Consider the following 13741-nt stretch of genomic DNA (forward strand, 5'->3'; position numbering starts at 1 on the left):
GGCGACATTCCAATTAGCCCGCGGGTGCGGGTATTTCACGGTCGGCAAAACGCCTGGCGATAGCCTGGAACTCACTCTGCAATTGGAGGAACGCGTCAACGACATCGGGGTCGAAGTCCACCCCACGCTTTTCCGCGATCCACGCGGCAGCCTCCTCGTGGGGTGCTCCCTTCTTATAGACCCTTGGGCTGATCAAGGCATCATAGACATCCGCCACCGCCATAAGGCGCGCGGAGACTGGGATATCGTCCCCAGATCGTCCTTCCGGGTAACCACTTCCGTTCCATCTTTCCTGATGACTGTAGGCCATTTCTTTGGCGAACCGAAGGAACGGCACATCCATGCCCAACTGATCCTCAGCACGTTGAATTGCGTCACGGCCCAAAGTCGTGTGTGTTTTCATGACCTCGTACTCTTCCGGCGTCAGTCGACCCGGCTTGAGCAGAATGCTGTCCGGCACACCCACTTTCCCGATGTCGTGCAGCGGTGCCGATTGGAAAAGCAGCCGCTGGGTGGCTTCATCCAGCGTCGACGCGAATCGAGGGTGATTCTTGAGGCCATCCGCCAATGCTTTCACGTAGTGTTGCGTGCGTCGAATGTGGTTGCCCGTCTCGTTATCCCGGGCTTCGGCAAGCGACGTGAGAGCGAGGATCGTGACCTCCTGCACCGCCGTGATTTCCTGCGTGCGCCGGGCTACTTCTTGCTCCAGGTACGCGTTCTTATCCTTCAGGAAATCGGCGGCCTTTTTTAGTCGAAGATGCGTGGCGATGCGCGCTATGAGTATGGGGGGATTGATCGGTTTGTTGATGTAGTCGGCCCCACCAAATACCAGTCCCCGCGTCTCGTCCTCCGTCGCATCAAGGGTGGTCAGGAAGAGCACCGGGATATCGCGCGTTTCCACGCGCGATTTGAGTTTCCTGCACACGTCGAAGCCAGACATCCCAGGCATGACGACGTCCAGTAGGATGATGTCTGGTCGTTCCCCCGCCACGACGGCTTGCAACGCCTCTTCGCCGTTTGCCGCCAACCTGATGTGATAAAGGGGTTGAAGCAGTTCCGACAGAAGCAGAAGGTTATCGGGACTGTCGTCCACTATCAGTACGATAGGCCCTTTCGCGACGTTGTGCGCCTCCACGGGACTCTCCCTTTGTTCGTCGTATGCGTGAGCTGGACGTTGGCGGCACGATGGCTTGGCAACGTACTGGCGAGTATATCCCTTGACCCGTACGGCAGTTTTAGCATGGCCCGGTCTTCGTGCCCTCAGGAAGCGCTAGCTGACACGCCTGAATGTGCATAATCGGCACGTGATTCTGGCTGTTAATGCGTTGTCCGCCCATGACATCGAGTGGATCGTTCCGCGTAAGGGTTGGCCGCTGGCCGGCACTCACCGCGGACATAGGGAGATCGGGTTCTCATAGTCGGCGTTGCGACGGGAGCGATCAAAGCTACGAACAAGGCATTCAAGGACGACTGGACCTTCGCCATCACCGTGCGAGACAGCAAGGTGGCGAAGATCCGCGAGTACATCGATACGCAGGCATTGGCGCGGGCCGCCTTGACAGGCTCGCTCCCGGGGATCAGGCCCTGCCGTTGAACAACCGCATGCGGGCCATTGCAACCTGCTTCACCGCTTCGAGCGCGTGCGGAAGGATCCGATACGGCACCACGTCGTTGGGTCGCTCGGCAAGACCTTCCTCCAGCCCTCGCCGCCAGGCGATGCGCAGTTCCGTGTTTATGTGAATGATGTTGATTCCGGCGCCTATGGCGCGGGTGAATTCGTCATCGGCGGTGCCCGAACCGCCATGCAGGGTCAGGAAGACCCCGGTGGCGGCCTTGATCTTGCCGATGAGCTCGATGTTGAGACGCGGTGGCACCTGTCCGGGCGCAATGCGGAACATCCCATGCAGGGTGCCCACCGCTGGCGCCAGGATGTCGATTCCGGTCGACTCCACGAACTGCGCGGCCTCTTCGGGTGTGGTCAGGCTCTTGGACAGGTCGGGCACCGTGTCGTGTACTTCAGACCCGGTGCCGATGTCGCCGATCTCGCCCTCGACAAGAATCTTTGGGTTGATCGATTTGAGTTGCTCGACGGCATGTCGCGTCATCGAAGCGTTTTCTTCCAGCGACAGCGCCGAACCATCGAAGGCCACCGCGTCGAAGCCGGCCTTGGCCGCCTCGACCGCCTTGGCCAGCGAATGGGTGTGGTCGGCATTGAGGAAGATCGGGAAGTCGAACTCGTCCCTGATACTGCGTACGACCGCTGCAATCTGGCGAACGCCGAAGAACTCTCGCTCGCCCTCGGAAACGCCGATAATGACCGGCACGTCCAATTCCCGCGCCGACAAGGACACCGCCTTGAGGGCGGCCAGCTCGGACACGTTGAAGTGGGCGACGGCAACGCCACGCTCTTGCGCGCGCGTGAGGGAAAGCCTTAGGTCCAGCATAGGGACTCCGTTATCAGATGGATCGCTCATGGGTTCATTGCTTCGATTACCATTCGAACATCATCGGCTTGCAGTCGGCCACCGGGAAGTGAAACCCTTGCAGGTTGCTTATGCACCCGGTGCACTTGCATGAATTGGTGAGGATCGACGGTATGACGGGCACCTTTAACAACTTCGACCTTAACCTGCTCCGCATCTTCGACGCTGTCATGCAAGAGCGCAGCGTCCTTCGGGCCAGCCAGAAACTGTTCCTGAGCCAGTCCGCGGTCAGTCATTCGCTGAGGCGCCTGCGTGAAACGCTGGACGACGAGCTCTTCATCCGCACGGTAGCCGGCATGCAACCCACTGCCCGCGCGCTTCTGCTCGCCGACCCGGTCAGGCGAGCCCTGGCGTCATTGGAAGTGGGCATCGGCTTACAGAAGTTCGACCCCGCCTCGTCGAACAAGGTCTTCACGATTGCCGCGAGCGACTCCATCACCACGGTCATGCTTCCGCGCATTCTCAAGATTCTCGCCGCCGAGGCTCCACGCATCGACATTGTGGTTCGACCATCGACACGCATCGACCTTGCCGAGCAACTGGACCTGGGCAGGATCGACGTGGCGGTGGGAACATTCTCCACCGCGGCATCCCGCTTCCACTCCGACCGCCTGTTTGACTACGACGATGTGCTCATCACCAGAGCGCCTCGTACGCGCACGGTCATGACCATGGAGGACTTTTCGAACTTATCATTGATGGTCGTTTCTCTCGGCGGCGACCACGAGGGCGCGGTTGACGGGTATATCTCCGAACGGGGATTGGCGCGACGCTCCGAGATGTACGACAGGCTGTCCTACGAACGCGCATGCGCGGGTTGCGCGAAGGTGTCGCGCATTGCCGTGGCGCTCCCGCACTTCATGGCCATCCCTGCCCTGCTCGACGATACCCAGCTCGCTGCCATCGTGCCGCGTCCGTTGGCCGCCGTGTTCGCGCAGACCTATCCCATCGGGACTTACGAGCTGCCCTATGCGACGAAGCGCTTCGAGGTCAGTTCGCTGTGGCACGAGCGGCTGACGGGAGACGGTTCACACGACTGGCTTCATGGTGTCATCAGGCGGGCGACCGGGTACTTGCGCGTCGATTGACTCGTAAGTCACTCCTACCTGGACGCGTGGCGGTGCGGGCCCCCTGTGCAATGCCATGACCTGATCGATGACGGCTTTGTCGGCAAGAGTCAATCGATCGAGCATGCGCAAGTGTTGCAACCAGCTTTCGATGAGAAAGACTTCGCGCCAGACTTCTTCGTCATGGATATCTCGGAACAGGCCCCAGAAACGACCGCCGTTCCGTAGCCTCAAGTGACGTAAGGCCACGGTCAGCGAAACGAATTCGTCGGTCCGCTCGCCCGAAACGACGTACTCGATGCTCGTGACGACTTCCCCACGCTCATGATTGAAGGCAACGCCCGGTGCGAGGACCTTGCTGCCCATCACCGGTGACATGCCCGCGGCATCCACCTGTGGAAACTGCGAGTGATAGAGCAACAAAACCGACACAGCCGATACTATCGCGGCACTCAGAATCGCGCCGGACACGCCCATGGTTTCGGCCAGATGTCCCCACAGGAAAGATCCGATCGCCAGTCCTGCATAGAGCGCCGTCTGATAAAGCGCCAACGCCCTCCCCTTCACCCAATCAGGTACCAGGATCTGCACGTTGGCGTTGTATTCGGTGAGTGCGGTTATCCAGCAAGCGCCTGCAACACCCAAAGCCGGCAAAAGTACCGGAAGCGGCGTCGCGTAGGCGAGCAATACCAGCACGACCGATAGAACAGCCCCAGCGGCACTGATCAATCGGCCGGAACCGAGCCAATGGCGCAAACGCGGCACCAACACACTGCCAAGGATGGCCCCTACCCCCAGTGTGCCCAGCATATAACCGTATAGCGCGGCACTGCCGTCATGGCGTTCACGCGCCACCAATGGCAGCAAGGCCCATATCACGCTCGCAACGAACCCGAACATGAAAGACCGGAGCATGGCCAGGCGCGTCACTGTCGAGTTCCAGGTGAAACGCATCGCTGCCACCACGCCCTCACGAAGGCCCTCGGGAGGCAGGCTTCGCTCTGCGACCGCATGTCGCCACCGCCATAACCCCACGAGCAGACCGATATAAGTAAGCGTACTGACCAGAAACACCCAGCTTGGTGCGAGCGAGCTCAGCATCAACCCGCCAAGGGCGGGCCCCACGGCGCGCGCTACGTTGTAGTTCACGCCATTGAGCAACACAGCAGCGCCGACCATATGGCGTGGCACTTGCTCGCCCACGGCGGCTTGCCACGCAGGCTCGGTAATCGCGCTGCCCAGCGCAATCCATAGCACTGCAAGAATAAGTGCGGTTGGATCGAGATACCCAAGGAACGCGAGCACCGTAAGGAAGATTGCGCCCGACATCTCCACGACCTGCCCCACCAGCATGATCGTCCGCTTGTCGTAGTTGTCGGCCAGCACACCCGCAGGAATCAGTAGCACAACCAGCGGCGCTGTCGCCGCCACCTGCACCATCGCCACCATGATCGGCCCGGCGTGGGCAGCTGCAATCACCCACGCTACCGCCACCGATTGCGCCCACACGCCAAGGTTAGTAAGTAGATTGCCGGCCCAGATGTTGCGGAAAACAGGAACGCCCATTGGCGCCAGAACGCCCGGCTCCTGATCTTCTGTAAAGTTGTACTGGGTTGTCATTGGGGCTTGTACGCGACCGATAAGATACGGAAGAAATCGATCGCAGTTTAGATGGGGCAACGAGAACAATCACTTCAAATGTTGGCCTCGAGCAAATTTTACGGAGTCTTTTCGCCCGCGCGATTGCATTCACCTCTCGCACTGTGCGGCGCTGTTAAAGCGCTAACGCTGTTAAAGCCCCAGCGCTGTCAAGAACGCATCGATCTGTCGCTCGAAACCGGGCCGGTCGTACTCCACTAACGCCATGCGCCAGAGACCTTGCACGTAGGTGGTGATCACCGCTGCGATGATCTGCGGAGCCAGCGATGGCGCTAGCAACCCGTTGTCTCGATCCTGGCTCAGACGCTGGCACAGCAGCCCCTGCAGAGTCTCCAGGCCCTCCCGGGCGCGTTTTCGCAATTCGGAATCCTGCAGCACCTCCTCGGTTTCCATGGCGGCCAGCATGCACAGGCGGGACGGCGTCTCCGGATTATCCAGGCGGTCGAGAACGGCGCCGAAGAAAGCGCGGATACCATCGGCCGCTGTGGGCGCGGCCATCAGGGCCGCCAGACGCAGGTGGACCACAGTGTCCTCATAACGCTGCAGACACGTGAGGTAGAGCTGCTTCTTGCTCTTGAGCGTGTTGTAGAACGAGCCCTCGCCGATCTCCATAACCTTCAGGAGATCGCGCAGCCCGGTCTCGGCGTAGCCCTTCTTCCAGAAGAGGTCCGTAGCCCGGTCCAGCGCCCGGTCGTAGTCGAATGCGATCTTGCGTGTCATGGGGCAATCGTACCCTTTTTGTAGCGATCATTAAAATAATTCTTGTGGCATCGGGCTGGCCGGACTAAGCTTGTATCAACTGCTACAGAAACAATTGGAATCGATCATGTCAACTGCGTACGATCCATCCAGCATGCACTCGCTGCCGCCCCTCACGGACGGCATTTCGCCGTTCGAGGCGAACATCCCTCAGGCAGCCATCGACGATCTGCGCCAGCGGCTGAGCCTTGTCCGTTGGCCCGACCGCGAGACGGTGACCGACTGGTCGCAGGGCGTGCCGCTGTCCGCCGCGCGATCCCTGGTCGATTATTGGATCAACGGCTACGACTGGCGGAAGTTCGAGGCGCGCCTGAACCGCTTTCCCCAGTTCCGCACGCGCATCGACGGCGTAGGCATTCATTTCATTCATGTGCAGTCGCCGCATCCGCGGGCGCTCCCCATCCTCCTGACTCATGGCTGGCCCGGTTCAGTGGTCGAATTCCTGGATGTCATCGACCGCCTCACGGAGCCGACAAAGTTCGGTGGGCGGGCCGAAGACGCGTTCCATGTGGTCGTGCCTTCCATCCCGGGCTTCGGCTTCTCCGACAAGCCCTCCGAGCCGGGCTGGAACCCAGCGCGCATCGCGCGAGCCTGGACGGTCCTGATGCAGGACAAGCTCGGTTATGCCGGCTGGGTGGCTCAGGGTGGGGACTGGGGCGCGGCCATCACCCATGCCATGGCCAGCCAGCGCCCGGAGGGCTTGCTAGCCGCCCATGTGAACCTGCCCCTGGTCGTCCCAGAGGTGTTGCCGGTGCAGCCGAGTGCGGAGGAGCAGCGGGCGATCAACGCGATCGAGCGCTACCTCGATCAGATGGCCGGCTACGCCGACCAGATGAACACGCGGCCGCAGACCATCGGCTATGGGCTTAGCGATTCGCCGGTGGCGCTGGCCATGTGGATGTACGAGAAATTCTGGGAATGGACGGACAATGCCGGTCGACCGGAAGACGCCCTCAGCCGCGACCAGATGCTCGACGATATCTCGCTGTACTGGTTCACCGGCACCGGTACGTCCAGTGCCCGCCTGTACTGGGAGGGCGTCGGAAGCACGCTGCGCAGCCACACTTTCTTCTCGCATTCACGCGCCGCGCCGGACCGGATCGAGGTGCCGATGGGGGCCAGCCTGTTTCCACGGGAGACGTTTATCGCGCCGCGCAAATGGGCCGAGGCGGCCTGGCCGAACCTGTTCTATTGGAACGAGGTGGATAAGGGCGGACACTTCGCCGCCTTCGAGCAGCCAGCCCTGTTCGCGACCGAGCTGTGGCGAGCGTTCCGAGCCTTCCGTGGCTACGCCGAAGGACCGTGAGCGCTCTCAGAGACGGAACATCGTCTCAAGCCCGATCATATGGATGATGTGGGCGGGCCCGGTCTGCTCGATGAATGCTCCTGGCTCGAACACGGAATACGACGCCAGGACACTCACCAATGGGTGCGGGTGCCAATTTAGTACGAGTTCCTCCTGGACGCCGATATGGCGGGCATGGTTTGCGCTCCCGCTGCGGAGTAGGTTGCCGGCGATGCCGTAGATCCCATCGCCACGACTTTGACGCCAATAATCGATCACCGCGAGACCCATCGTGAGATCACGTCGCAGGTCGAGATCGACGCCGGGATGTAGATTGACGATGTTGCTCGGTCCGATCGGCGTGAGTTCGCCAAAGTACTTGCCCTTGGGGAACATGGGATCGAAGGTCTGCAACGTGTGATCGCCGGCGTCGTGATCACCGCTGATGGTGTCGGCACGCAGGCGGATAGTCACAGGACTGATGCGATACGACGTTTCTGTGCCCAACGACCATGCATGTACCGGCATGCCCGAGAAATGGCCCGTTTGCAGCATCGCTTCCCAGTTCCAACCCCAGCGCCCTGCATTTCCAAAGTAACGCGCCCCGTAGGTTTCGCGGTGCTCCTTGCCGATGCCCTGCTCCACTTGCTCACTGCGGTTGCGGTAATCAAGCGCGTAGATATCGGTTCCCGACTGGTCAAAGCTAATCGTCGCGTAAACGGCGTCCAACCGCCGCGTTGCCGAGGAACGATCATCGAAATCGTTCGGGCCGATCGTCACCGGGCGCACGCTGAGCAACTGAAGACGAACCGATCCGGTCTGGATGTTCGCATGCATGCCCTGGAACGGCTGCGGAATGTTGGGGCCATACCGAAGACCAACAAGGCGTTCCGAGCCTAGCGCGACCAGTTCCCGCCCGTCGCGAACCTCAATCGCGGTGTCCGCCAACTTCAGCGATACTTCGCCGAAACGCTGCAAAACATCTATACCCGTCTTGTCAGCAGGACCGGGCTGGGTGGCGAGACCGGTGACGTAACCCGCAATACCTTGAACGAACACCTTCAAGGGGCCGGCGCGCAGCGCCGCATAGGGCAGCGCACGGAGCCAGAGGTAACCGTCATTCGGTGCAGGCGCACTGCCCCACCCATTGCCATGGTAGCCCTCGTAACGAGCTCGTATCTCGAGACCGGTCGTAAGCCAGACCTTCCCGCCTGGCGTGAGTTCCACATACTTCCCGGCGGTCCAGGGCGGAAGCCCCGCGGGATCCAGATTCTTCAGAACCGACCAGTCTTCGTCATAGCGCCACGCGACCTGCGCAGGCAGTTGCTGGGCAAATACGGGAGTGGTGGCTAACAGCGTAGCCATCAGGGCCAGCAAGCGCGTTGTTGTCATAACGGTGCTATCAGGTGCCGGACAACGGGCGGCGGGCCGAGATGGTAGTGCTGCGCCGTTTCCTCAAATCCGCGATCGACGGGCGTACCACGCTCGTGCTGACGACGATGCTCAATCCAGCTCTGTACGACGAACGTTTCGAGAAACGTGCCAGGTACCGCGACATCCTCATAGATAGCCCAGAACATCGCACCGCCCCGGAGGCGGCTCCTGCGCACGGGAATCATGGCCTGTACGAAGGCGGCGACGTTCGACGAATCGACGCGATACTCGATAGTGACCAATACTGGCCCACGATCGTTCGACACCTTGCTTCTCACCAACGGCGTCGGCCAATTGGGCGCGGGCGCGAGGTCGAGGGTCGCTTCCATGTCAAACGGAAAGCGCAGCAGCAGTAACTGCACGGCGGCCAGCGATGTACCTGCTGTAATCAACGTGACGGATATACCTGCTTGCGACGCGAGCCAGCCCCAGAACGTGGAACCTAATGTCATTGCGCCCTGGGAAACAAGGATGAAGATCGCCAGCGACCGCGCCTTGACCCAGGCAGGTGACGCCATCTGCGCCGCGCCGGAGAACGACGACATGATGGAGATCCAGGCAAATCCCGCCATGAACACCACGACTGCCGTGGCTGCGAAGTGATGGATCATTCCCAGCAGCCCAGTGGCTAAAGCGAACAACAAGCACGCAATGGTCGCAAGTGAATTAGAAGAGGTTCGCCGCGACAGCTCCGGCAAGATCGCGGCGCCAATCACCGCTCCGAGTCCCAGGAAGCCGAGCAACGCTCCATATCCCATGGGGTCCAGGTGTAGTTCGCGCCGGCCGATCACGGGAAGAAGGGCCCACAACGCGCTCGCGAAGACGAAGAAGGCGACACAGCGCAGCAGCACAGCCAACATTGCCGGTGCCTGCAGCGTATAACGCACGCCAGCACGCAATGCGCCAAGGAAATGTTCAGCAGGGAGATCGCTTCGTGGGGCCTCGCGACGCCAATGGAGCAGGACTACGACGACACCGATACCGGAAACCGCGTTGAGCGCGAAGACGGCCGCCGGGCCACCGGTGATGGCGATCACGAGCCCCCCAAGTGCGGGACCTATCGCGCGCGCGATATTCACGCCCAGGCTTACTAGCATCACTGCCTGAGGCAATGCTGCAGCATCAACCAGTTCGGGTACGGTGGCCTGAAAAGCGGGCGCACTCAGCGCCATCCCGGTCGCAATGGCGCACACCATCGAGAGCAGCAGGCCTGGGCCGGTCAGACCCGCAAACGTTGTAACCGCGAGCAAGGCGGCACCACCCAGCATCCACAACTGCGTGATGATCAGGAGGCGACGCCGGTCAACGATGTCCGCAAGCGCTCCGGCTGGCATGGAGAGCACAAACATCGGCAAGGTTGTAGATGCCTGTACCAGCGCTACCATCAGTGGGCTGGTCGAGAGCGAAGTCATGAGCCAGCCCGCACCGACATCCTGCATCCAGGTGCCGATATTGGAGACGATGGTCGCGATCCACAGCGCCCGGAAGATAGGAATCTTCAACGGCGAATCAGGGGCTCCGTTCAAGGTCGGCGTTTCGCGTCGTCTGCCGCCGCATCCGCGGGAGCGAGACTTTTCTCAAGTGACGCCTCCGCATGCAGCGCGGGGATCAGTTGCTTGACGACGGGCGTGAGCTGCTCGCCGAGCACGATCCCCAACAAGCCGACCAGCGCGACGATGGGCGGCGCGGGCGAACGCACGCCGACTAACGAATAGAAGCAGCCGACGACCAGACCGGCGAGGAGTGAGAAGAGATATAGTTTCATGGGCTACTCCTGCCGGAGCGGAATTCCGCTCCGGCCGAACTAAGCGCTGCAATCAGTCCTTCTTTCCGTCTCTTCCACCGAACATCGCCTTGACGTACTGGAGGCCGATACCGAATGCCCCGCCGAACTTCATGGCGATACCCGTGGTGAGGTCGTAGGTATCCATGCGGGCCCAGTCGCGCTGAAGTTCAAGCAGATAGGTGAGCGACGTAATAGGACGTGCGCCGGCCTGGATCATGCGCTCGATAGCCCGTTCATGTGCCTCCGGCGTGCAATCGCCACAGGCATCCGTCACCACATACACCTCGAAGCCCTGCTCCAACGCTGAAATCACCGGGCCGTTGCAACAAACGGACGTCCACAGACCGCACATCACCAAGCGATCCTTTCCGACTGCGTTGATGCGATCGATGAAGTTCTTGTCTTCCCAGGCATTCGAGGTACTGCGGTCGACGACCTGCGCATCCGGGAAGGCATCGGTTATCTCCGCGAACAACGGACCGGCAAAGGTGTCCTTAGAGATGGTCGAGAGGATCGTGGGCACTTTGAAACCCTTCGCCGTATGCGCGAGGATCCCCGCATTTGTGCGCAGATTAGTCACGTCGATTGACTTGACGTTGAACGCCATCTGCGACTGGTGATCCATCATGACCAACGCATGATCGGTCGGACTAAGCAGCGTTCTGGCGGGCTTTGCGGTGGCTTTGATGCTCATGTGGGAAGTCATCTCTGTAGGCAAGGGGGTACGGCGCATAGAGCCGTTGGGGGAACACAAGAACGCTCGCCAGCATGGCGAGAGTCTGTGTTTGCCAATGGTACGTACGTTGTATGCCCCGCGACCCGGTATTTATGCAGAATCGAATGTGCAGGATTGCAAGCCGGTACGGCCTGTTGTCACGTGCGGCAATGATCTGCGATGACCGCCTTCGCGTTAAAGATTGGACGATTTTTCCGCGAGTAGCGTCGGACCCGCGTGGACTCCCCGACCGGCGATGAAGTCGCGCTGTAGGGTAATCATCTCTGCGCAGTGAGACATGAAGGCAAAGACGCGTCCCGCTTTGCGGATATCCGGATGGGTCAGGATCCAGAGTTCGTCGAATATTTCCGATTCGATCGGTCCTATACGCATCAGACCTGGCACGAGATCTCCATGCATGCAGGGAAGGATGCCAATCCCCATCCCCGCGGAGATACCCGCCGCCACACCGGTAACCGAGTCGCTTCGGTAGCGGATGTTCTCTTGAGATACGCGGTCTTCCACGAAACGGAAGGCCCTCAGACCGCACAGGCGCTTTCCATATGAAACCCAATGCCGCGTATAGAGATCGGCGGCAGGCAATGATGCGTGCGCGTAGTCTGTCTTACGACCGTAGGTGGCCCACGCAACCGTCGCAACCTTCCGCCCGAAGAGGTTTTCAGGCGGGGAAAGCGTGGCTCGGAAAGCGACATCTGAATCCCCCCGTGCAAGATTGAGCGCCTCGTTCGCGACGATCACCTCGATGCGCACCTCCGGGTTCTTCATCTGGAAAGACGCGATGATTGGCGTCAAGAAATCAAGCAGCAATGCGTCGCTGGTCGTGATACGTAAGTCACCACGATGCGTCTGGAGGTTGCCTGACACACGGCGAACTACGCCGACGACGTCTTTCTCAACGCGTTCGCCCAAGGCGACCAACTCGACGCCGGCGCTTGTCGGAACGTAACCGCTGCGACGTCGGTCGAACAGGGCCACGCCGAGGATTTCCTCTAACGCAGATAGTCGCCTGGAGATGGTGGAGTTATTGACGCCAAGCAGCGTGGCGGCGGCGGCAAGGCTGCTACTCTCGCCAATGGCCTTCACAATGCGAAGATCATCCCAAGAGAGCTTGTGCAGGGAATCGCTCATGCTGCCTCGCCCGAACTACAAAGCCGCTCGAGTTGCCCTGCAGTGCCCGAGATCTCGGGGTCAGGATGTTTCCGGTGAGCTGAGCCACAGTCCGCCACGGTCTGGCGCCTCTCGGCTCGCCAGCGGCTGGGGGTTGTTCCCATCTCACGGCGAAACGTTCGCGAGAAGTGCGCCTGGTCCGTCATCCCGCACGCAAGCGCAATGTCGCACAACGACCTGTCGGTCGAAAGCATTAGGTGCTTGCTGCGCGCCACGCGCCGAAGCATCAGATATTCACGGGGTCGCACACCAAAACGTCCCCTGAAGGCCCGGCAGAAATGACCAGACGACAGGTTCGTGGCATTTGCCATGTCACGTAATGACATGTGAGTATCAAGATGCGCTTCGATGAACGAGGTGATGCCTCTTGCTTGCTCATCGCTCAGCCGGAAATCAGGCGCGGGATGAGAGAAGACTCGCGATATGCCACCCCAGCAACCACCGGCATTTAAGACGCCCAACGCTTCCTTCGCTGAGGTCGACCATCCTTGAGCGCCCACGTTCACAAGTCCGATCCCGACACCTACAATCCCACGCATCACGTTTATCAATGAGAGGACATGCGCCCGCATTCGGCGGCCATTGATGCGCGTCGAAACGCGACTTGCCACAGGTGCCCAGATGACCAGTCTCCCCGCATATCGGGCACCTACCAACTCTTCGACGGCCAAGTTGAGCTCTGCGGCGAAAGCAGCCATCAGCTGCTCGAGCGTACTCTCGGCGTGCCGGGGCGTTTCTGGCATCGCCACGATAAATGCAAGACCCACGCGCGGGGTGCTCGAATCCAAACCGGCAAGCCCGCAGGCTCGATCGAAGGTGGCGTCGTCGTCCGGGTAGTTAAGCACCACTGAGATCAGTGCTCGATGGAGTGCGTGGCGTCTCCCTTCGTTCGATTGAAACGCGTACCCATGGTGGAACCGGGTTTCGACAGAATCAGCCGACGGGTCGTACCTTGGTTGCGATAGAACGGTGGCGTTCATTGGGGAATCCTCTCTGACAAACGCGCTATCTCAAGAAGCGCGCGGAGATTCAGGCATGAGCCTGGTAGGCGCCGGCCACATCTGGCTCGAGAATGTTCGCTGCATCGCCAATCACGAATGCCCGGCGCCCGCTTTGCGTAAGGCGCACTCCCTTACGACCCGGCGTGTGGCCAGGCAACGGCACAGATATCAGACAGCATTTGGCGCGCTCTAAGCGTGGCGAAGCATGTAAAGCGTGCCGTGGGGCGTTGGTGGGTCAGAACAATCGGTCGCCGAGAAACGTCGGCAGATGGGTGAAGTCCCGGTAGAAAGCAAACACTTCCCAAATGGGACGATGGATCAGGAGGCCAGCTTCGGTCGTATGAAATTGCGGATGCAGCACGTG

At 60.5% G+C, this 13741-nt stretch carries 12 protein-coding genes; 2 read left to right on the plus strand and 10 right to left on the minus strand.

Features of this window, described 5'->3' with window-relative positions:
- Window positions 1–13: 13 nt before the first annotated feature.
- Both C8J98_RS05280 and C8J98_RS05290 read right to left on the minus strand, forming a co-directional pair.
- The gene (locus C8J98_RS05280) at window positions 14–1135 is read right to left on the minus strand and encodes a two-component system response regulator (protein WP_107911623.1); all 1122 of its coding nucleotides are present in this window, start codon (window positions 1133–1135) and stop codon (window positions 14–16) included.
- A 442-nt stretch (window positions 1136–1577) separates the two neighbouring features.
- Window positions 1578–2474 (minus strand): class II fructose-bisphosphate aldolase, encoded by an 897-nt coding sequence (locus C8J98_RS05290; protein ID WP_343125715.1) that lies wholly within the window; start codon window positions 2472–2474, stop codon window positions 1578–1580.
- Between the two features lie 122 nt (window positions 2475–2596).
- On the opposite strand from C8J98_RS05290, the gene C8J98_RS05295 reads away from it, so the two are divergent.
- Window positions 2597–3571, plus strand: a complete 975-nt coding sequence (locus tag C8J98_RS05295) for a LysR family transcriptional regulator (protein ID WP_107911627.1) — start codon at window positions 2597–2599, stop codon at window positions 3569–3571.
- Here the strand turns inward: C8J98_RS05295 and C8J98_RS05300 are convergent.
- Both C8J98_RS05300 and C8J98_RS05305 read right to left on the minus strand, forming a co-directional pair.
- Window positions 3512–5170 (minus strand): MFS transporter, encoded by a 1659-nt coding sequence (locus C8J98_RS05300; RefSeq protein WP_107911629.1) that lies wholly within the window; start codon window positions 5168–5170, stop codon window positions 3512–3514. The two genes, C8J98_RS05295 and C8J98_RS05300, sit on opposite strands and share 60 nt — an antisense overlap.
- 171 nt (window positions 5171–5341) lie before the next feature.
- The gene (locus C8J98_RS05305; protein WP_107911631.1) at window positions 5342–5929 is read right to left on the minus strand and encodes a TetR/AcrR family transcriptional regulator; all 588 of its coding nucleotides are present in this window, start codon (window positions 5927–5929) and stop codon (window positions 5342–5344) included.
- 106 nt (window positions 5930–6035) lie between these two features.
- Between C8J98_RS05305 and C8J98_RS05310 the strand changes: the two genes are divergently transcribed.
- Window positions 6036–7274 (plus strand): epoxide hydrolase, encoded by a 1239-nt coding sequence (locus C8J98_RS05310; RefSeq protein WP_107911633.1) that lies wholly within the window; start codon window positions 6036–6038, stop codon window positions 7272–7274.
- A 6-nt stretch (window positions 7275–7280) separates the two neighbouring features.
- On the opposite strand, the gene C8J98_RS05315 is transcribed toward C8J98_RS05310, so the two are convergent.
- From C8J98_RS05315 to C8J98_RS05340, 6 genes are all read right to left on the minus strand, one after another.
- A complete protein-coding gene (locus C8J98_RS05315; RefSeq protein ID WP_107911635.1) occupies window positions 7281–8645 on the minus strand; it encodes an alginate export family protein in 1365 nt (454 codons plus the stop codon).
- Window positions 8642–10189, minus strand: a complete 1548-nt coding sequence (locus C8J98_RS05320) for an MFS transporter (RefSeq protein ID WP_199229819.1) — start codon at window positions 10187–10189, stop codon at window positions 8642–8644. Before C8J98_RS05320 ends, C8J98_RS05315 begins: the two co-directional genes overlap by 4 nt.
- A gap of 20 nt (window positions 10190–10209) precedes the next feature.
- Window positions 10210–10452, minus strand: coding sequence for a DUF1427 family protein (locus C8J98_RS05325; protein ID WP_107911645.1), 243 nt, complete (start codon window positions 10450–10452; stop codon window positions 10210–10212).
- 52 nt (window positions 10453–10504) lie between these two features.
- Window positions 10505–11167, minus strand: coding sequence for a hydrolase (locus C8J98_RS05330; protein ID WP_107911647.1), 663 nt, complete (start codon window positions 11165–11167; stop codon window positions 10505–10507).
- 216 nt (window positions 11168–11383) lie between these two features.
- Complete coding sequence (locus C8J98_RS05335; RefSeq protein WP_107911648.1) at window positions 11384–12337, minus strand: LysR family transcriptional regulator; 954 nt, start codon at window positions 12335–12337, stop codon at window positions 11384–11386.
- Window positions 12334–13356: a helix-turn-helix domain-containing protein gene (locus C8J98_RS05340; protein ID WP_107911650.1), complete on the minus strand. Its 1023-nt coding sequence runs from the start codon at window positions 13354–13356 to the stop codon at window positions 12334–12336. Before C8J98_RS05340 ends, C8J98_RS05335 begins: the two co-directional genes overlap by 4 nt.
- Window positions 13357–13741 lie beyond the last annotated feature (385 nt).

The sequence above is a fragment of the Luteibacter sp. OK325 genome, assembly GCF_003050935.1.
Classification (GTDB): Bacteria; Pseudomonadota; Gammaproteobacteria; order Xanthomonadales; family Rhodanobacteraceae; genus Luteibacter.